The sequence below is a fragment of the Halorhodospira sp. M38 genome, assembly GCF_022227985.1.
In the GTDB taxonomy this organism is placed as follows: Bacteria; Pseudomonadota; Gammaproteobacteria; order Nitrococcales; family Halorhodospiraceae; genus Halorhodospira; species Halorhodospira halophila_A.
Window position 1 is genome coordinate 1 of record NZ_JAJNQP010000016.1, and the last position, 19,283, is coordinate 19,283.

Genomic DNA, 19,283 nt, shown 5'->3' on the forward strand with positions numbered 1-19,283 from the left:
GGGGCCGTGCGGGTCAGCCGATGCGCTCGTCGGCGCGATCGCTGAGCAGCACTGCGATCCAGCGGGTCTCGGGCTGCGCCTCAAGGGCCAGCTTGGCGATCATGGTCAGCGGGATCGACAGCAGCATCCCTACCGGCCCGAACACCCAGCCCCAGACCATCAACGAGATCAACACCACCAGTGGCGACAGCCCCAGAGTCCGCCCCATCAATCGCGGCTCGGTGATGGAACCGATGGCCACATTCACCGCCACGTAAAGGACGACGGTGAGCACCGCATCGAGCAGCCCTCCCCCGAGCAGGGCCACCACCACCGCAGGGGCGGCAGCAATGATCGACCCGACCGTGGGGATAAAGTTCAGCAATCCGGCGAGGATGCCCCAGAGGATCGGGAAATCCACCCCAATCAGCCAGAGCCCGGTGCCGATGATCACGCCGGTCAGCGTGCTGGTCGCGCTCTTGATGAAGATGTAGCGATCAACGGCGTGGAGGAACCGGCGAGTGCGCACCCGCGCCCGACGACTGGCCGGGAAGGCCACCGAGAGCTTGCCGGGCAGCGTGCTCTCCTCGAGCAGCAGGAACATGAAGGCGAGCAGCACCAGGAAGGTGGCCGCCGTAAACTGGCCGATGCCGCTGGCGATGGTCGCCGCCGCATCGGTCAGCGTACCCACTGCCGGCAGCGGCACCTCCTCGGGGAGGGCCTCCGGCGGCACACCCATGGCGACGACGTAATCGCGCACCTGACCGAAGACCACGGTGAGCTGCTCCTGATACTGCGGCGCTTGCGCAGCCATGGTCTCCACCGCGCCGCGCAGGGCGAGGAAGAGCAGGAAGAAGACCAGCCCCACCCCCAGGAAGAGGATCATCACCGCCACCGCTGCCGGCACGCCGCGGCGCTGCATCCAGTTCAGCGGGGTCGCCGAGGCGATGGCCAGGAACGCGGCCAGCAGCAGCGGATTGACGATGCCGGAGACCGCCTGGAGCCCGGCCAGGATGATCACGAGCGCAGCCCCGCCCACCAGCCAGTGCCAAGAGGAGGGTCCTTTCTGGTTGAGTACGGTCACGTCGGTTTCCCTAACGCTTGAGCGACTCCGGAAACGCCCGGGTGCAGCAGAGCCGCGACCGGGCGAACGGGGGATCAGGGTAACAGGGCGCGGCGCGCCGCTCAGTCCCGCAGAGGACCGTCAGACCCCGGCAACGGCCCATCCGCCGGGTGCCGGCTCAGGCGCACCGTGGCCGGTTCCCGGTCGTCCATCGGCTCCCCGTAGACCAGGGCCATCTCCTCGTGCGTGACCACCGAGGCCACCGGTTCCAGCCCGCCACGGTGGGCCAGGATCGTGCGGTAGGCAAGCACCGCTTGCACGTATCGCCGGGTCTCGTAGTAGGGGATCGACTCGATCCAGACATCCAGAGGGCGTCCATCCCGCTCCAGCCACCCCGCGACACGGCTCGGACCGGCGTTGTAGGCCGCCAGTGCCTTCGGCCGGTTGCCTTCGAAGCGCTCCAATAGCCGCTGCATATACTCGGCACCGAGGCGCACATTGAGTTCCGGATCGTTCAGCGCCCGGGCATCCGGCAGGGGCTCACCGTTGGAACGGGCCATCTGGCGGGCAGTACCCGGCAGCAGCTGCATCAGCCCGCGGGCCCCCGCCGGCGAGACGGCATCCCGATGGAAACCCGACTCGCGCCGGGCGACCGCCATGAGCAGGCAGGATTCGATGCCGGTCTCCGCGGCCGCCCGCCGGAAGGCATCCCGGTAGGCATGGGGGAAACGCCACTGCAACGCCTCGTGGGCCCCGGCGCGGTTGGCAGCGACCACCGCCAGCTCGTGCCACCCCTGCCGATAGGCGTGGGCAGCTAGGGCGCGTTGTTCCGCCGCCTCACGGCCTTGCAGCAGGTGGCGCCACTCGTCCCGGGCCAGACGCAGTTCACCGACACCGTGGAGCAGGCGGACCCGCAGGAGGGCGGGATCCGGAGCAGGCGGATCCGGTTCCGGGCGGACCTCGCGCAGCGCATAGGGCCGCCCGACCCGTTCGGCCGCCATGAACCCCCAGAACGAGCGCTCCCCCGCCGCCTCCCGCCAGTGCTCACCTGCCAGCGCCGGGTCTCCCAGCTCGGCCCGCGCCCGACCCAGCCAGTACTGCCAGCGCGCACTGCGTGCGGAGGCCTCGGGCAGACGGGTGTACCAGTAGACCAGGTCGGTCCACTGCTCCTCGATCACCGCCCGGCGCATGCGCTGCTCGAGCAAATCGGTATCGTCCTGCTCGGCCAGCCACCGGTCGACCCAACCGCGGTTCTCAGGGATGCCCCGGATGATCGAGTACCAGGCAACCCGCTCAAACACCTCCCGCCGCTCGCCCGCGGGCAGCTCGGCAAGCCCGTCGCCACTCTGCTCCAGATAACTGCGCGCGGCCGCGGTGTCCACGCGGGCCAGCCGGTAGAGCCCGTCGGCAGTAAGCTGTCGACGCAGCCGCGGCGGCAGACCCTCATCGAGCTCGATGATCCGCGCCGGATTTCGGTCGAGCCGCTGGAGCCACTCGGCGGCGACCAGCCAGCGCTCCCCACCGAGCAGCCCCTCGAGATAGCGCATCAGACCCGCCTGCTCGTTGCGAAAGGCCAGACGCATACGCTCCCAGACAGCCCGGTCGTCGATGACGCCAGCCCCGCGGGCTGCCTCGAATAGCCCGTCGCATGCTGACGGCCGCGAGACCCCGGCGTGCCAGGTGCGCCGGGCAAAGGCGAGGGCCTCTCCCCGGCGCGTTTCCAGATGGGCCTGCCACCAGTGACAGCGCAGAGCCAGGCGGGAGGGTGGCTCGTCGGTCACCCGGCGCACCGCCGCGTCGTCCCCCGCCTCGGCGTAGCGACGCAAGGCGACGCGCTTGAGGACATCGGCCAGCGGGGTACCGGCATAGCGCTGGCGGTAGGCCACCACACGCTGCGGATCGACCTCGGGGAGCGCACTGCGCAGACGGTGGAAGTCGAGGTAGGCGGCCATCGGGTGGGCATCGCCGAGACAGGGCTCAAGCTCGGCCACGCGGGACCAGTCATCGGCGCGCGCCGCCTCCAGGGCCTCGTGGAAGCGCTCGCCGTAGTCGGCGTCCGGGCAGCCCCGCTCCGGCCCGGCGGTCCCCGCAGAAAGGCCGAGCATCAGGAACAGTGCCGCCAGGACGAAGCCGCGATAACCGCCGGAAGGGACCATGCTCTGCCGACTCCGGCGCAGGTGCGCGTGGTTGCCAGGCTCCCGTGAACGCTAGCGCCGCCGCGCGACCGGGTCAACTGCACAGACCGCCGCACGCGGCAAGCGCCGCCACGGCCGTGGTAGCCTTGGCCCGGAACGGAAGACCAGCAAGGGGGATGAGCGTGGGGACAGTCGGCACCATCCTGCAGGGCATCGGTATCGTGGTCGGCGGCCTATTCATACTCGCGGGCCTGGTTCTCGCCATCGGGCCGTTCATGATCCCCACGCAGCCGGCGGACGGGGTCAAGGACGGCCGCGAACTCGGCGGTGACGACAGCCGCTTTGTCTCGATCTCGTTCCCCGGTTACCCCGACGGGCTGCAGCTGCACTACGTCGCCGCTGGCGAAGAGCACGCCGATACCGGGCGGCCGGCCTGGCTTCTCCTGCACGGCTTCTCGTTCAGTACCGTGACCTGGGAACCGCTTCTGCCGAAACTGGGACGCGACCGCTACACCGTGGCCTACGACCAGATCCCCTACGGGCTGAGCGACAAGCCCGACTATCCCGGCGAGGGACCCAACCCCTTCACCCTGGAGGCCGACGTCGACCACCTGTTCAGCCTCATGGATGAACTCGGCCAGGAGGAGGCGGTGCTGGTGGGCAACTCCGCCGGCGGGGTGATCGCTCTGGAGGCGGCACGCCAGGCGCCCGAGCGGGTCGCCGGTCTGGTGCTGATCAACCCAATGGCCGCCCTAGAGCGACCCACGCTACCCCAGTGGCTGGCGCAACTGCCGCAGGCCAAGCGCCTGAGCCTGCTGGGAGGGCGCTGGTTCGGGAAAAGCACCGAACTGCTCGAGCGCTCTTATTACGACGAGGACGCCATCACCCCGGAGCGCGAGGCCCGCATGACCATGCACACCGCCATGGCCGGCTGGGACCGGGCCTGGGGGCAGCTGATGCACCGCTCGCTGACCGACGCCCTGCAAGTGCGCGGCCCCCTGGCAGGCATCGAGACCCCGACGCAGGTCATCATCAGCGTCGAGGACGAAGTCATCCCTGCCGCGGATTCCCACCGCGTGGCTGACGCCCTGCCCAACGCCGAGCGGGTGGAACTGCAGGCGTGCGGCCACCTCCCGCAGGAGGAGTGCCCGGCAAAGGTGGCGGAGGCCATTGAGCGCTGGCGCGAACGGCAGGGTCTCTAGCCCGCAGAGTCCGCACCCAGGAGGAGCAGTATGAGCGCGGAACATCCGCAAGTGGTGGTGATCGGCGCCGGCCTGGCCGGCCTGGCCGCAGCCCGCGATCTGGCCCTGGGTGGTGCCCACGTCCGGTTGCTGGAAGCCTCCAGGGAGGTGGGCGGGCGGGTTCGCACCGACCGCCTGCGCCTCGATGGCGGCTTGGCCGACGATCAGGAACCGGCCTTCCAGCTGGATCGCGGTTTCCAGGTCTTGTTGACCGCCTACCCGGAGCTGCGCACCCGCGCTGACCTGGGCGCCCTACGCCTGCGCCGCTTCGCCCCCGGGGCCCTGATCCGGACCGAGGGCGGCCTGCACCGCCTCAGCGATCCATTCCGCGCCCCACAGGCGCTGTTGAAGACCCTGCGGGCGCCGGTGGGCAGCCTGGGCGACAAGGTGCGCATCGCCCGGCTGCGGGCGCGTCTGCGCCGCGGCGATCCCGAGAGCCCCCTGTACGGACCGCAACGCAGCAGTGCCGAGTCGCTCACCGCCGAGGGCTTCTCCGGGCCGATGATCGAGCGTTTCCTGCGGCCGCTGTTCGGCGGCGTGCTGCTCGACCCGCAGCTCCAGACCTCGGCCCGGCTGCTCAACTTCGTCTTTCGCATGTTCGCCGAGGGCGATGCGGCGATCCCCGCCGCTGGCGTGGGCGACCTACCCCGGCAGCTGGCAGACCAGCTGCCCGCGGAACGGGTGACACTGCGGCTGGGCACCGCCGCCGAGGCCATCGAGGATGGGCCAAGCGTGCGGCTTGCGGACGGTGAACGGCTCAGCCCCGATGCGGTCGTTGTAGCCACCGACGGTCCGGCTTTCACCCGACTGACCGGGCAGCCCACCGCCGCCGGCCGACCGGTAACCTGTCTGCAGTTCGCCGTCCCTGAGCCACCGGTCACCGACCCACTGATCCTGCTTAACGGCGAGGGCGAGGGGCCCGTCCTACACCTGGCGGTGCCTAGCGTGGTCGCGCCGGAGTATGCCCCAGCCGGCTGGCACCTAGTCAGCGCGACGGTGCTCGGGGACGCGCAGGATCTGGACGACCCCACCCTGCAGTGCGAGGCCGTATCGCAGCTGCGTGACTGGTTCGGGCCGGTGGTCGATCATTGGCGGCCTCTGCGCCTAGAGCGCATCCCGTACGGACAACCGGTCCAGGCACCGCCTGCTCTGACCGAGCCCTATCAGGGCGCGCGGCTCGGCGGGGGCCTCTATGCCTGCGGCGACCACCGGGCCCACGGATCGCAGCACGGCGCACTGCGCTCCGGCGCCCGCGCAGCGGACGCGGTTCTTTCGGATTGCCGCGGGGGCGATTGGCGTTAGCGATGGGGAAGGTGGCCCGCCCGGCAGGATTCGAACCTGCGACCTTCGGCTCCGGAGGCCGACGCTCTATCCGGCTGAGCTACGGGCGGTAAGGAGTGTAGCGTACCGAATTTCGGGCGCTACGCCAAGGGCTCCGAACCACGCATGCGGGGCAGCAAGGTCGCAAAATTGCACGGCCGGGTGCGGGCATCGAGCTGATCGGCGAGCACTCGATCCCACGCGGTGCAGCACCCGCCGGTGGACCCCGGCAGGGCAAAGATGAGCGTAGCGTTGGCCACACCCGCCACGGCCCGCGACTGCAGGGTGGCGTTGCCGATTTCCTCGAAGGAGCGCTGCCGGAAAAGCTCGCCGAAGCCCGGGATCTCGCGATCAAAAAGCGGCCTGATCGCCTCCGGCGTCACGTCGCGGGCAGTGAGCCCAGTCCCACCGTTGATGAGCACCCCGTCCACCCGATCATCCGCAACCCAGGCCGAGACCTCGGCGCGGATCCGATAGCGATCATCCGGGACGATGGTCCGACCGGCCAGGGCGTGGCCGGCTGACTCAAGCCGCTCCGCCAGCGCGGCCCCGGAGGTATCCTCCGCCAACCCCCGGCTGTCGGAAACGGTGAGCACCGACAGGGCCAGGGGCTTAAACACCTCGCCGGCGTGTCCTGCCACCTCGGCTACTCCTGCTGCTCATCGGGGTGGACGGGCGCCTCACGCTCGGTGGCCGGGGGGATCATCTCCTCCGGATCCCAGATGAAGAACGTCCAGACCAGCATGAGGATCATCAGGGCAACAACCACGTACAGGTAAAAACGCATGGCGGACTCCGCGAAGACCTTACCGGTACGATACCAGCCCCCGTATCCTCGGGGACAAGCCTGACGGCGTGGCACGATAGAATGCCAGCCATCGGACACGTTCAACGCAGGACTCGGTTTATGCCCTGGATACTCAAGTGGTTCCTCTACGCCGTGATCGGGCTGTTCGCCCTGCTGGTGGCGACGGCAACGCTGATCAGCGTGATCCTCGACCCCAATGACTACCGGGACGACATCGCGGCTGCCGTTCAGGAAGAGACCGGACGGGAGCTGACCATCGACGGGGACATCCGGCTCTCCTTCTTCCCGTGGCTGGGGGTCGAAGTCGGCCGCGTCACCCTCGCCGACCGGGACGGATTCCACGAGGACCCCTTCCTGGAGGTGGAACGGGTGGACGCGGCGGTGCGTCTCCTGCCCTTGCTCTGGGGCCAGCTCGAGACACGGCTGGTCAGTGTCGAGGCTCCCATCGCCCGGCTCATGATCAACGAGGAGGGCGAAGGCAACTGGGAGGACCTGGTCGCGCGGTTCGCCGAGGAGGAAGAACCGCCGGCGGAACCGACGGACGGGGCACCGCTCGGCGAGCTGCCACCCATCCTCCGGGATGCGGCCTTCGGCGGACTGCAGGTCCGGCGCGGGCAGCTGTACTGGGAGGACCGCAGCATCGATGACCGCAAGGAGGTGGAACGCTTCGACCTGGACATCGAGGCGCTGCGCCTTGGGCGCCCGGTGGCCGTGCAGTCGAGCTGGGTCGGCCAGGGCGAAGATCTGCCCCGAATCGACGGTCAACTGCGCCTGCAGGCCACCCTGGACGAGGCCCTGGAACAGTTCGACCTGGACGGACTCGAGATGCTCATCGAGGCCCAGGGGGCCGAGGTGCCCGGCCGCCAACAGCGTCTGGGTGTGACCGGCCACGGCAGCATCGGCCTGGGCGAGACGCTGCGGGTGGACTGGCCGGAGCTGGAAGCCACTGCCGCCGGGATCACCCTCCAGGCGGCGGCCGACCTGGAGATGGATGAAGACGGCGCCCACGGCGGCATCGACTGGCAACTGCCCGCGTTCAATCTGCGCACAGCCCTCAGCCGGCTGGACGTCGGCATGCCCACGCCGGCGGACGCCACGGCGCTGACCCGTGTCGGCGGCACGGGACGGATCGAGCTGGATGGCCAGCAACTGTTGCTGCCCGAATTCGGCCTGGATGTGGATCAATCGCGCATCGAGCTCGACGGCGGGATCGAGAACTGGACCGGCCCGGCCATGACCCTCAATCTGACCGTCGACGAGATCAACCTGGACCGCTACCTGCCCACCGAGCAACGGCGTGCCGTGGACGAGCCGACGGCGCCGGATACCGGCCTGCCCGATCTCGAGGAGGTCGCTCTCGACCTGCCGCTGGAGCCCCTGCGCACCCTGGCACTCAATGGCGGGCTGGAGATCGGCGCCCTGACCCTCTCCGGGCTGCTGCTCGAGGACATCCGCGGTGATCTCAGCGGCAAAGACGGCCGCGTGGGCATTGCCGGCGTGGAGGCTCGCCTCTACGAGGGCGAGTATCGCGCCGACACCTTCCTCGATGCCCGCGGCGACTATCCGTACTTCGAACTCGACCACCGCCTGGATAACGTGCGGTTCGCACCGCTGCTCGAGGACCTCCTCGAGCGGGACTGGCTCCACGGCCGGGGCCGCTTCGCTCTGAGGGGCGAAGGCGGCGGCGAGAACCTCTACCAGCTGATCGAGGACTTCCGCGGCGATGCCGAGCTGGATGTCAGCGAGGGCGCGGTGCTTGGCCTGAACATCCCGCACATGTTCCGCGAGGGCGTGGCCCGAGTCCGGGCCCAGCCGAGGCCGGAGCCGCCGGAGGACGAGGCACGCACGGATTTCGGATCCCTGACGGCAGGCTTCGAGCTGCGCGACGGCGAGATTCACAACGACAACCTGCGCGCCGAATCGCCGATCCTGCGCGCTCGCGGCACCGGTCACGCCAACGTGCTCAGCGAGACCATCGACTACCGCGTGCGCCTATCGGTGATCGACAACCTGGAGGACGCTGACGGCCGACCGATTCGCGAGCTCAAGGACATCACCGTACCCATGGAGTTCAGCGGTGACCTGTTCAGCCCACGCATCCGCTTCGACCTCCGCGCTGCGCTGACCGAGCAGGAGATCCGGCGTCTGCGCGAGGCCCAGCAGCGGCTGGAGGAGGCCGAAGAGAAGGTCCGAGAGGGCTTCCGGGAGCGGATTGAACAGGAGCTCGAGGAGCAAACCGACCGCGCCGAGGACCGCATCCGTCAGGAGGCGGAGAGCTTCCTGCGGCGTCTGCGCTGAGCGGATGCGCCGCTGGGCCACCCCAGACCGCTGCCAGGCGCTTCAGGAGCAACTGATCGCGTGGCAGCGGCAGCACGGGCGAAACGACCTGCCCTGGCAGCAGCCGGCCACGCCCTACCGGGTGTGGATCTCCGAGGTCATGCTGCAGCAGACCCGGGTCGAAACCGTCGTACCCTACTTCGAGCGCTTCATGGGGCACTACCCGGATGTAATCGACCTCGCCCACGCCGAACTCGACGATGTCCTCGGGCTCTGGGCCGGGCTGGGCTACTACGCCCGTGCCCGCAACCTGCATGCCGCCGCACAGCGAATTGAGGCCGATTGGAACGGTCACCTGCCCGACGAGCTCGCGGCCCTGCAGACGCTGCCTGGTATCGGCCCCTCCACGGCGGGTGCCATCCGCTCGCTGGGCCACGGCCTACCCGCGCCGATCCTCGACGGCAACGTTAAACGGGTGCTGGCGCGGCTCGCCGGCATCGAGGGCTGGCCCGGGCGCAACCCGGTCGCGCGGGAGCTGTGGGCGCTTTCCGCCGCCCTCATCCCTGAAGACGACTGCCGCCGGTTCAACCAGGGGCTGATGGATCTCGGGGCACTGGTCTGTACGCCGCAGGAACCGGCGTGCCTGCTATGCCCCCTGGCCTCGGCGTGCACGGCCAGGGCGGCGGGCCATCCCGAGGCCTACCCGGCCCCCCGACCGGCGCGCCGGCGCCCCCGGCGCCAACGGCAGCTGCTGTTGATCGAGCACACCGACACCCTGCTGCTGGAACGCCGCCCAGCCACGGGCATCTGGGGCGGGCTATGGTCCCTGCCGGAGTGCCAGCCGGACGAAGACCCGTTGGCGCGGGCACAGGCGTTGGGCGCGCACTGCGAACCGGCCGGAAGGCTACCCGAGCGACACCACGCACTGACCCACTTTGAGCTGATCCTGCAGCCGGTGCGGCTGCGCTGGCACACAGCGGCAACCGCCGTCGGCGAGCCCACCGCCCAACGCCGCTGGTTCCGTCCCGGCCAGGAGACGTTGCCCGGACTGCCGGCACCGATCCGGCGGATCCTCCGCGATGCCGGCTATCCGGTGACCTGAATCCAGGTACGCTGGCAGCAACATGGACCGGGTCGGTACACTAACCGGACGCTTACATCCATCAAGAGGGCAGCATGTCGAGAAAGGTGCACTGCGTGAAGCTCCAGCAGGAGGCCGACGCCCTGGACCGCCCACCGTACCCCGGCGAGCTGGGCCAGCGGATCTTCGAAAACGTAAGCAAGCAGGCCTGGAGCATGTGGGTCCAGCAGCAGACTATGCTCATCAACGAATACCGGCTCACCCCGGCCGACCCCAAGGCCCGCGCCTTTCTCGAGCGCGAGATGGAGAACTTCTTCTTTGGCCAAGGCTCGGCACCACCGCCGGATTTCAGCCCTGATGGCAGCTGAAAACGGCGCCGCCCCTTGACTCGGGGGGCGGTTTCAGCTTGAATACGCAGCCGATGGCCGGGTAGCTCAGTCGGTAGAGCATGGGATTGAAAATCTCAGTGTCGGCGGTTCGATTCCGTCCCCGGCCACCATTTCTCTTTCCCGCGGCGTCCTGCAAAGCCCCAACGCCACCTTAGCCCCCTGTATAGCTGAACCCTGAGGCACAGGCGCTGTCTCTTCAGACCCCGGGTCAGCCAATATCCCGTGCGGATCGTTCCACCCCGGCGGCGAAGAGACCTGCGTCAGGACCGGAGATCGGCTCAACCTGCACCTGCATCACGCTCGGCACGACGGGCGGTCCGAACTGGTGGAAGACCGGGGCATCGGCCGCATCGCGGCCGTGCCCGAGTTGAACCCGCGCACCCTCAAGGGTCTCCCTGGTCGGATCAAAGGTAAACCAGCCACCACCAACATACGCCTCGAACCAAGCGTGAAGGTCCATCGGCTCCAACCCCTGGAGATAACCCGTCACGAGGCGCGCCGGGATACTGAGGCTGCGGCAGAGTGCAATACCCAGATGCGCAAAGTCACGGCAGACCCCCGCACGGCGTTCAAGGACCTGCTGCGCTGAGATCGGCTCCGGATCCGTTGTCGGCTGGTATGCGACATTGTGATAGATCCACGTCGCGATGGCTGCCACCTGGTCATAGCCGGGTGACTGGCCGGCAACGATATCGCTCGCCTGCGCAAGGAGTCGGTCCGATTCACAATAGCGGCTGGGCAGCAGGTGGATGAGTGTTTCCTGGGGAAGGTCCTGTACGGGCACGAACGGCGCGCCCGGCTGCTGCTCGACGCCAGCCGGCACGCGAACATCAGCGCTCACCGACACCGTAAGCGCTCCCGCAGAAGCGAGCAGGCGCTGGCAGGCATTGCCGTAGAGGTCGCGGTACTCCGTGATGGGCAGGCTTGGCCGCACGGCGTAGCGATCCCGGGCCACCCACTGCCGTCCACTGCTGCGTGCACGCAGCATGAATAGCATGAGGCTCTCGCCCTCCAGCTCGAGTTCCAGATGGCAACTGACTCGTAACCACATGCTTGCTGCGGGGCCTCCTCGGCAGCGCCTTTGAGAGATGCTTGGGAGACTTCCTGACCCCGCCCGCATCTGCTGACTGCATGGTTTTGGCGGACAGCGACGGCGGTGCCGATGGATCGACGCGGACCGCCTATCGATAGCGCAGATGATCCCGTGTCAACTGATCCAGCGACGTAATCCCCATCAGCTTCATGTCACGGATGACCTCGTCGTAGAGATTGTCAAGCGCTTTCTCGACCCCCGCCTGGCCACCGGCGGCCAGCGCGTAAAGGTACAGGTGACCGCCGGAACAGGCCGTGGCGCCGGCAGCAAGCGCCTTGAGGATGTGAGTACCGCGCTGGATGCCGCCATCACATATAATGTCGATCTGCCCGCCGACGGCGTCCGCGATTTCCGCGATCTGATCGAAGGGCGCCCGCGAGCCATCGAGCTGCCTTCCCGCATGGTTCGAGACCATGATCGCCGAGGCACCGATATCCACCGCCCGCCGCGCATCCTCCGGGCTCATCACGCCCTTGAGACAGAACGGTCCTCCCCATTGGGCGCACAACTGCTCGGCGTGCCGCCAGGTCAGCCCCTGATCGAGCATGGTCGAGAAGTACTCGCCCACCGAGATGGGGACTTTGCTCCCCTCGCGCACGTGGGTGCTGAGCTGCGGCAAGCTGAAGGGCTCCCTGGTGTAGTAGTTGAATGCCCAGCGCGGGTGCCAAGCGAAGCTAGCCAGGCTGCGCAGCGTCAGTCGCGGCGGTGAAGTGAAACCGGTGCGCAGGTCCCGCTCACGATTCCCCCCGGTGATGGTATCCACGGTCAGCGTCAGGGCCTCGAAACCGGCGGCCTGGCAACGCTCGATCATCGCCCGGTTCAGCTCGCGGTCCTTGTGGAAATAAAACTGGAACATCTTCGGCGTGGAGTAACGCTCGCCGATCTCCTCAATGCTGACCGTACCGAGCGACGAGATACCGAAGAACGTATGGTATTTCTGCGCGGCTGCGGCGACCGCGCGCTCACCCTGGTAGTGAAACAGACGCTGGAGCGCGGTCGGCGAGCAGAATACGGGCATGCCCAGCCGCTGCCCCATCACGGTCACCGAGGGGTCGACCTCCTCCACCCCGGCGAGCACGTTCGGTACCAGATCGCACCGCTCGAAGGCCTGGGTATTGCGCCGATAGGTGATCTCGTCCTCGGCCGCCCCGTCGATGTAGTGGAAGATGGGTCCGGGCAACCGCTTGCGGGCCAGCTCGCGAAAGTCACTTACATTACGGCAGTCTTTGATGCGCTCGAACATGCACCTCTCCCTCGGCTTCGCGGCTATCCACCGCGTCCCTGGCAATCTCATCGCCACCGACCATCCCGCGCGACGCGACGCGACGCGACGCGAGGGACCAGAGTAATCACCTATAGCATAGCGCCGGTGCATGCCTGACAACCCGCTTCGATTGCGGGAGAGCGACAAAACGGGGAGGGGGAGAACTTCCAGCCAGCGCACCGCCGCCAGGGCAGTGCGCACCCGTCAATCGCGGGGCAGTCGCCCGCCGTTGAGCTGGCGCAGGATGCGCTGCCCGATGAGCTCGAGCCACAGCGCCCCACGCTCGGCCTGCGCCAGCGCATCGGCGCGCAGGGCTTCCAGGCGCCCCCAGTAGCGCACCAGTAGCCGCATGGTCGCCCAAGCCAGGAAAAACCCCAGACCGTAACCGAGGATGTTGACCAGAGCACCGGGTGCACCGCCACCACCCAAAGCGATCAGGATCCCCCCATAGAGGATGCCCATCGGGACGAACAGGCCGACCCCCACCACGGCCTCCAGCGCCGTGCGCACGGCGTGACGCGCGGCCCCGAGGTGAGCACGCAGATCCTTGCCCTCCGGAGCACTCAATCCGAGCAGGGGCCACAGTCCGGCGCGGTGGCCCAGGAAGCGCCCAACCCCCATGGCAAAGAGCAGCGCCCAGGCCGGCACTGCGGCGACCGCGGCGGTCACGACAAGGACCACAGCCAGGACCAACGGCCCGAGCAGCACGGCCACCGGCGAGCCGCGTTCCAGGCCATGGCCGGCCCAGATGGCGTCCAAGAAGGCCATCCCCACCCAGTGCAGCAGGTAGTAGATCAGGATGGCGAACACCAGTGCTGCCAGCCCGATCCAGGACTCGCGACTCCAATGCATGGGCACTCCCCCGAATGAATCCTGAGCCACAGCTTACTGATTCCGACTCCGGCGGTGCCAGGGGCAAAACACCCTCGCCGGGACCCTATCGGTGCAGCGTGACGGAAGGCCGCACTCCGCCTACACTGCAGAGATAGAGACGCCGGTCTGAGCAAGAGGAGTGCACCATGCACGTGCGGTACTGGATGTTGGTGATCATCGCCGCGGGCCTGCTGGCCCTTTCGGGCTGCAACGATTCATCCGCCCCTGAAACCCCCGAGACGGACGAGACGGGCGATCAGGAGGCGCATTTCGAGCCGGCCGAGGATCCGATGGAGGGCGCCCGCGAGGAGGCGGCAACCGAGGAAGGAAACAACAGCGTGTCGACCGACGAGGCGACATCGGCCGATGAGGAAGCTGAGGCACAGCCAGTGGCCGACCAAACCGAACAAGGCAATGAAGACCACCCCGGACTCGCCATCTACCGCAGTGGCACCGCTCCGAGCTGCCGTTCGTGCCACGACCGCGGCATCGCCGGTGCGCCGGTCCTCGGGCAGGAGGCAGACTGGGCGGACCGCTCGCGCGACATCGACGAGCTGCTCGACGCCACCCTGCGGGGCAAGGGCGCCATGCCGGCCTACCGCGGGCGGGCCGATGAGGACGAACTGATCAAGGCCATCGAGTACATGCTCTCGACCCTCGACAACGCATGAGCGGCAGCGGTGACGAGCGCCGCAGCCGGGCTGTACCCAGCAGCCGGTGGGGTCGCCTCTATCACCTGGGGCGGGCCACCGGCGATCTAGCTCTGGGGATCGGCTGGAGCGGCCTGCGCGACCTGACCGGGGGCGAAGAGGGCGAGGGCCGGATCGAGCTCTCCCCGGAGCGCGCCCGGCGGATTACCGACCGACTCGGGCGCATGCGGGGCGCCGTGATGAAGATGGGCCAGTTGATGTCCATGGACGGCACCGACGTACTGGCCCCCGAGATCGCGGAGATCATGGGCGCACTGCGCCATGAGGCGGAGGCGATGCCGCTAAGCCAGCTCGACAGCGTCCTGCGCCGCGAGTTCGGCAAAGGGTGGCTCAAGCGGTTCCGTGATTTTGACTTCACCCCCGTAGCCGCCGCCTCGATCGGCCAGGTCCATCGTGCCGTGGCCGCCGACGGGCGGGAACTGGCGCTGAAGATCCAGTTCCCCGGGGTGCGCGAGAGCATCGACAGCGACCTGGACAATCTCGGTTTCGTGATGCGTCACAGCGGCCTCATGCCGCGCGGCCTACGCGTCGAGAGCCTGCTCGACGAGGCGAGGCGCCAGCTTCACCAGGAGGCCGACTATGAGGCGGAAGCCGACGCCCTGGAGGCCTACGACCGGGCGCTGGGCGACGACCCGGAGATCACCCTGCCCGGCGTGCACCGGGACCTGACCACCCCCCGGGTGCTGGCCATGGACTATGTCCACGGCACCCCGGTCGATCAGCTGGCCGGTCGGGGCGGCAAGCCGGCTTCCCTGTGCGATCATGCGGCCTCGTTGCTCAGCCGGCTGGCGTTGCGCGAGCTCTTCGAGTTCCGCCTCGTACAGACCGACCCCAATTTCAGCAACTTCCTCTACGACGCCGAACGCGGCTGCCTGGTGCTGCTCGATTTCGGCGCCACGCATTCGGTGCGGCCCGAACTGGTCGAAACCTATCGGCGCATGGGGCGCGCCGCTCGGGATCGGGACCGTGAGGTCTTGCAGTCGTGCGCACGGGAACTCGGGTATCTGGAGCCTGGCGCGTCAGCGGAGCAGGAGGGGGCGCTACTGGAGCTGCTGGAGATGACCAGTGAGCCGCTGCGTCACCAAGGGGCCTACGACTTCGGCGCGTCGGACCTGTTCGAGCGGGTCTACCACCGGGGCCGGACCATGTTCTTCAGCGACCGCTTCGCCGGGACGCCAGCCTCCGATACCCTGTTCCTGCACCGCAAGTTCATGGGCACCTTCATGCTCTGCCGGCGCCTGCAGGCGCGGGTCGACCTGCGCGGCCTCATCGACCCGTACCTGGCGGACACCGGGGTCGACTCGCCACCGCGGCCGACTACGGGGTAACCGCGAGGGCCTACAGACCTCGATCGACGATGTGGCGCAGACCGTCGGGATCGACAATGCCCGGCACCTTGAAGCTGGTGCCGTCCTTGCAGACGAAGCTCAGGCGTCCGTATCCGAGGATGCGCCCCATCCAGCCGTAGTAGACCCCGACGGCCTGGATATGCTCGCGCTCGAAGACACGCGCCGTGCGCACGATCAGACCGGTACCGGCGATCAGCTTGTTCGGCGTCAGCTCCAGCTCGGTGTTGAGGAAGATGCTGAGCGAATGGGCCGCGGTGCCGGGCAGCACGATCAAATAAAGGATGGTGGCCAGGACGTACCCGAAGGTACCCAGAGGCGCCAGCACGAGCAGCAGCGTCGCGGTCAGCACCAGGATGGTGGGCAGGAAAACCCCCCAGTGCACCTCGGCCTGGTAGACGATTGGCTCGCCCGGATCGCGCACCGTATCCGCCAGACGCTCTCGATCGCGCAGGGAGAAGGCCAGCAGCCCCAGTATCACCGCCGGCGGCAGCAGCATGGTTCCGGCCACCAGCAACATGGTCCCGGGAGCGGTCCCGAACCACGCCACCCCGATGACCAGGCACAGCAGCGACGCGAAGGCGATACCGCCGGCGCTGATGTACAGCCGGCGCCGCCAGCACAGGCCATCACGCACGCCCTCGGCCGAGTGCCGCGGCCACCAGCGCATCAGCGCCGAGACCAGCGCAGCCGGGAAGAGGACGACGAACGCCAGCAGGAAGCCGAATGCACCCTCGCCCCAGACGATGAACGTCCCGACCAGGGCGACCAGCGCACCGATGGCCAGGGCAATGTTCAGCCAGCGCCCCAGCCGGCTTTTCCAAGTTCCCTCCGCGGGCGTGGAAGCCTCTTCCTCGCTCATGGCACCTCCTCAGGGGGTCAGCCGCGCGACACGCTCGCGCACCAGGTGATCAACACCGAGCCGGCCGGAACCGACCAGCATGAACGACAGGGCGACGAAGGCGTAGAGCACGGCCATCTCGGCGCTCGGGCCATCCACGGCGAACAGCGGGTCGCCCGCGGCGAAATGCACCCCGAAAGCGGCAACCAGCATGGTGCCGAGGATCACCGCAGCCGCGGGGCGGGTCAGCAGGCCGGCGGCGAGTAGCAGGCCTCCGATCAACTCGGCGATCCCCGCCAGCCAGGCAAAGAACAGGGGCACCGGCAGGCCGATGCCCTCCACCATACCGACGAACCCCTCATGGGGCGGGATCTTGGGCAGACCGTGGCCCACGGCCATCATCAGTCCGGCGCCAACCCGCAGCGCGGTCAACCCCGCATCAGCGACCAGTGTAGCCGGGGCCACCCCTCCGAAAAGCAGATCTCGCGCCGTTTGCATGATCGCTAGCCTCTCTCCTGTGCCTATTGAATCCGTGCGGTGACGACCAACCGGGCGGTCAATCGGACCATAACGCTTGCCCCGGATGCCTTCAACAAGCATCCATGGCGCCGGGCCCGGCCCCTAGGCGATCCCGTGGAGGTAGGCCCCGGCGACCAGCCCCGCGCCGGCGACGAGGGCGAGCAGCAGCTGGAACACCCCGGTACGGGCCAGGCAGCGATTGTAATCCTCGCCGCTGCTCGCACCCATCAGCGAGCGCCAGATGCGCACTCCGAAGGGCAGCACGGCCAGCCCCAGGGCCGCACCGGTCCACGGCACCCCGAACGCGGCCAACCCGAGCAAGCCCAGCGCCACGCCAGCCAGCAGCCCGCCGAACAGCCAGACCGATCCCAAGGGGCCTAGCAGGATGGCCAGCGTCCAGCGCCCGGCCTCGCGGTCTCCCTCGCGGTCGCGCAAGTTATTGACCAGGAGCACCGCGGCCGCGGGCAACCCGACGGCCAGTCCCATCACCAGCGCCGGGGGGCTGATCGCCCCCGTATACAGATAGACCACACCACCGACGGCAACCAGCCCGAAGAAGAAGATGACGAACAACTCGCCGAAGGGGCCGCGTGAGATCGGGAACGGCCCCCCGGAATACGCGTAACCGGCCAGCACCGAGAGGATACCCAGCACCAGGATCGGCAACCCGCCGATGGCCACCAGGTAGGCACCGCAGACCAGGGCCAGAGCAAAGGCGCTGTAGGCGGCCGCCATGACCTGGCGCGGGGTGAGCCAACCGCGCTCGGTAACCCGCACCGGACCGATCCGCTCGGCGCTATCGGTCTGATTGAGGGTGTCGGCGGCATCGTTCTGCAGATTGGTTCCGATCTGGATCGCCGCGGTGGAAAGCGCCGCAACCAGGGTCACGTCCAGGCGCAGGACACCACTTTCCACCCAGCCCACAGCGGAGCCGGCGAGGATCGGGGACAGCGAAAGCGGCAGCGTGCGCGGCCGGATCGCGTGCCAGGCGATCGTCGGCCAGGACGGGCGCGGGGACGTTTGCGTCATCGACCGATCCATGCGAGAACCTGTTCAGCGGCAAGAACGAACGGAGCGCGAACCGCGCCGGGATGCGGCGATTGTGACCGGTCCACGGGGAGAGGTCCAGCCTGGCGGGGGAAGGAGACGGCCATGCAACTGGAACTGTACGGGGTACTGACCGAGGCCGCCGGAGCAACCCGGCTCGAGCTGCCGGCCCCGCCCGAGGGCACGGTGGCCGCGGCGCTCGATGCGGCCGCCGTGGCCTGCCCGGGGCTGGCCGAGCACCTGCCGCAGGTGGCCGTGGCCGTGGGCGATACCCTGGTCCCGCCGGATACGCGGGTGGACGACGACAGCGTCCTGGTTCTGCTGCCACCGGTCAGCGGTGGCTAGCCCTGGGGCTATTTGCGGAACAGCCACAGCAGCAGGGTCACCACCGCGCTGACCAGCAGCATGGTGGTGATGGGGAAGTAGAAGCGGAATCCATCGCGCTCGATGGCGATGTCCCCGGGCAGGCGCCCCAGACCGAGCTTGTCGATCCAAGGCCAGGCCAGCCCGACCAGAACCAGCAGGATCCCGAGGACGATGAGCAGGCGAGGGATGTCCGACAACACGACCTCCCGTTGCGGACGCCCTTACTCGGCCGTCAGACGCCGGACCCCCGAGTCGCTGCCGAGCAGCAACAAATCCGCCGGGCGCAGGGCGAAGATCCCGTTGGTCACCACGCCGGGGATATTGTTCAGGGTCTGCTCGAGCTTCATGGGCTCGGTGATCGACAGACCGTGAACGTCGAGGATCACGTTCCCGTTGTCGGTGGTGAACCCCTCGCGCAGCTCCGGCCGGCCGCCGAGCCGAACCAGCTCCCGGGCCACGGTGCTGCGCGCCATCGGGATCACCTCCACCGGAAGCGGGAAGGCACCGAGGACATCGACCATCTTGCCCTCATCGGCCACGCAGACGAACCGGTCCGAGGCCGAAGCAACGATCTTTTCGCGGGTCAGCGCCCCGCCACCGCCCTTGATCAGTTGCAGGAAGCGGTTGGCCTCGTCGGCCCCGTCGATGTAGACCGGCAAGCGGCCGGCACTGTTGAGGTCGGTCACGTCGATGCCGCGGTCACGCAGCCGCTGGGTGCTGGCCTCCGAGCTGGAGACCGCCCCGGCGATGCGATCGCGCATGTCTGCCAGGGCATCGATGAACAGATTGACCGTCGAGCCAGTCCCGACGCCGACATAGGCGTCTTCCTCGACGTACTCCAGCGCCGCCTCGGCGGCCAGACGCTTGCCCTGATCGCTCATCTCGACTCCTGATGCATTTTGATCCAAGTGGGTTCGGTACGACCGCCGCT

Annotated in this window: 20 protein-coding genes and 2 tRNA genes; 9 read left to right on the forward strand and 13 right to left on the reverse strand. The window is 68.3% G+C overall.

What is annotated here, in order from left to right:
• Positions 1–13: 13 nt before the first annotated feature.
• Together LRA98_RS09590 and LRA98_RS09595 are read right to left on the reverse strand one after the other, a co-directional pair.
• On the reverse strand, positions 14–1,063 hold the full coding sequence (locus LRA98_RS09590; RefSeq protein ID WP_201241411.1) for an AI-2E family transporter: 1,050 nt from the start codon (positions 1,061–1,063) through the stop codon (positions 14–16).
• Positions 1,064–1,164: 101 nt separating this feature from the next.
• On the reverse strand, positions 1,165–3,198 hold the full coding sequence (locus LRA98_RS09595) for a transglycosylase SLT domain-containing protein (protein ID WP_238633627.1): 2,034 nt from the start codon (positions 3,196–3,198) through the stop codon (positions 1,165–1,167).
• Between the two features lie 155 nt (positions 3,199–3,353).
• Between LRA98_RS09595 and LRA98_RS09600 the strand changes: the two genes are divergently transcribed.
• Together LRA98_RS09600 and LRA98_RS09605 are read left to right on the forward strand one after the other, a co-directional pair.
• Positions 3,354–4,379: an alpha/beta fold hydrolase gene (locus tag LRA98_RS09600; RefSeq protein WP_201170072.1), complete on the forward strand. Its 1,026-nt coding sequence runs from the start codon at positions 3,354–3,356 to the stop codon at positions 4,377–4,379.
• 30 nt (positions 4,380–4,409) lie between these two features.
• Positions 4,410–5,720 (forward strand): NAD(P)/FAD-dependent oxidoreductase, encoded by a 1,311-nt coding sequence (locus LRA98_RS09605; RefSeq protein WP_238633628.1) that lies wholly within the window; start codon positions 4,410–4,412, stop codon positions 5,718–5,720.
• Between the two features lie 12 nt (positions 5,721–5,732).
• Here LRA98_RS09605 and LRA98_RS09610 read toward each other — a convergent pair.
• From LRA98_RS09610 to LRA98_RS09620, 3 genes are all read right to left on the reverse strand, one after another.
• Positions 5,733–5,809 (reverse strand) — tRNA-Arg (locus LRA98_RS09610).
• A gap of 30 nt (positions 5,810–5,839) precedes the next feature.
• Positions 5,840–6,379: a molybdenum cofactor biosynthesis protein B gene (gene moaB, locus LRA98_RS09615; RefSeq protein WP_201170076.1), complete on the reverse strand. Its 540-nt coding sequence runs from the start codon at positions 6,377–6,379 to the stop codon at positions 5,840–5,842.
• Positions 6,380–6,384: 5 nt separating this feature from the next.
• Positions 6,385–6,525: a hypothetical protein gene (locus LRA98_RS09620; RefSeq protein WP_201170078.1), complete on the reverse strand. Its 141-nt coding sequence runs from the start codon at positions 6,523–6,525 to the stop codon at positions 6,385–6,387.
• Positions 6,526–6,645: 120 nt separating this feature from the next.
• Between LRA98_RS09620 and LRA98_RS09625 the strand changes: the two genes are divergently transcribed.
• The 4 genes from LRA98_RS09625 (at position 6,646) to LRA98_RS09640 (ending at position 10,403) form a co-directional block, all read left to right on the forward strand.
• Positions 6,646–8,844, forward strand: a complete 2,199-nt coding sequence (locus tag LRA98_RS09625) for an AsmA family protein (RefSeq protein ID WP_238633629.1) — start codon at positions 6,646–6,648, stop codon at positions 8,842–8,844.
• 4 nt (positions 8,845–8,848) lie between these two features.
• Positions 8,849–9,925: an A/G-specific adenine glycosylase gene (gene mutY / locus LRA98_RS09630; RefSeq protein ID WP_201170082.1), complete on the forward strand. Its 1,077-nt coding sequence runs from the start codon at positions 8,849–8,851 to the stop codon at positions 9,923–9,925.
• A gap of 74 nt (positions 9,926–9,999) precedes the next feature.
• Complete coding sequence (locus tag LRA98_RS09635; RefSeq protein ID WP_201170085.1) at positions 10,000–10,272, forward strand: oxidative damage protection protein; 273 nt, start codon at positions 10,000–10,002, stop codon at positions 10,270–10,272.
• A 55-nt stretch (positions 10,273–10,327) separates the two neighbouring features.
• A tRNA-Phe gene (locus LRA98_RS09640) sits at positions 10,328–10,403 on the forward strand.
• 98 nt (positions 10,404–10,501) lie between these two features.
• On the opposite strand, the gene LRA98_RS09645 is transcribed toward LRA98_RS09640, so the two are convergent.
• The 3 genes from LRA98_RS09645 to LRA98_RS09655 form a co-directional block, all read right to left on the reverse strand.
• Positions 10,502–11,344 carry a transglutaminase-like domain-containing protein gene (locus tag LRA98_RS09645; protein ID WP_238633630.1) on the reverse strand — a complete coding sequence of 281 codons (843 nt, stop codon included), beginning with the start codon at positions 11,342–11,344 and terminating at the stop codon, positions 10,502–10,504.
• A gap of 130 nt (positions 11,345–11,474) precedes the next feature.
• Positions 11,475–12,629 (reverse strand): alpha-hydroxy acid oxidase, encoded by a 1,155-nt coding sequence (locus LRA98_RS09650; RefSeq protein WP_238633631.1) that lies wholly within the window; start codon positions 12,627–12,629, stop codon positions 11,475–11,477.
• Between the two features lie 225 nt (positions 12,630–12,854).
• Positions 12,855–13,502, reverse strand: coding sequence for a hypothetical protein (locus LRA98_RS09655; protein WP_238633632.1), 648 nt, complete (start codon positions 13,500–13,502; stop codon positions 12,855–12,857).
• Positions 13,503–13,669: 167 nt separating this feature from the next.
• Here LRA98_RS09655 and LRA98_RS09660 point away from each other — a divergent pair, with 167 nt between their 5' ends.
• On the forward strand, positions 13,670–14,194 hold the full coding sequence (locus tag LRA98_RS09660) for a c-type cytochrome (RefSeq protein WP_201170094.1): 525 nt from the start codon (positions 13,670–13,672) through the stop codon (positions 14,192–14,194).
• Positions 14,191–15,561, forward strand: a complete 1,371-nt coding sequence (locus LRA98_RS09665; RefSeq protein ID WP_238633633.1) for an ABC1 kinase family protein — start codon at positions 14,191–14,193, stop codon at positions 15,559–15,561. Before LRA98_RS09660 ends, LRA98_RS09665 begins: the two co-directional genes overlap by 4 nt.
• Before the next feature lie 10 nt (positions 15,562–15,571).
• On the opposite strand, the gene LRA98_RS09670 is transcribed toward LRA98_RS09665, so the two are convergent.
• The 3 genes from LRA98_RS09670 to menA form a co-directional block, all read right to left on the reverse strand.
• Positions 15,572–16,441, reverse strand: coding sequence for a PH domain-containing protein (locus LRA98_RS09670; protein ID WP_201170098.1), 870 nt, complete (start codon positions 16,439–16,441; stop codon positions 15,572–15,574).
• Between the two features lie 9 nt (positions 16,442–16,450).
• Complete coding sequence (locus LRA98_RS09675; RefSeq protein ID WP_238633634.1) at positions 16,451–16,918, reverse strand: DoxX family protein; 468 nt, start codon at positions 16,916–16,918, stop codon at positions 16,451–16,453.
• A gap of 123 nt (positions 16,919–17,041) precedes the next feature.
• Positions 17,042–17,968: a 1,4-dihydroxy-2-naphthoate octaprenyltransferase gene (gene menA / locus LRA98_RS09680; protein WP_201170101.1), complete on the reverse strand. Its 927-nt coding sequence runs from the start codon at positions 17,966–17,968 to the stop codon at positions 17,042–17,044.
• Positions 17,969–18,091: 123 nt separating this feature from the next.
• Between menA and LRA98_RS09685 the strand changes: the two genes are divergently transcribed.
• Positions 18,092–18,331, forward strand: a complete 240-nt coding sequence (locus LRA98_RS09685) for a MoaD/ThiS family protein (protein WP_201170102.1) — start codon at positions 18,092–18,094, stop codon at positions 18,329–18,331.
• Between the two features lie 8 nt (positions 18,332–18,339).
• Here the strand turns inward: LRA98_RS09685 and LRA98_RS09690 are convergent, their stop codons facing one another.
• Together LRA98_RS09690 and rpiA are read right to left on the reverse strand one after the other, a co-directional pair.
• Positions 18,340–18,549, reverse strand: coding sequence for a DUF2905 domain-containing protein (locus tag LRA98_RS09690; protein ID WP_201170103.1), 210 nt, complete (start codon positions 18,547–18,549; stop codon positions 18,340–18,342).
• Positions 18,550–18,573: 24 nt separating this feature from the next.
• Positions 18,574–19,233 carry a ribose-5-phosphate isomerase RpiA gene (gene rpiA / locus LRA98_RS09695; protein WP_201242154.1) on the reverse strand — a complete coding sequence of 220 codons (660 nt, stop codon included), beginning with the start codon at positions 19,231–19,233 and terminating at the stop codon, positions 18,574–18,576.
• Between the last annotated feature and the right edge of the window lie 50 nt (positions 19,234–19,283).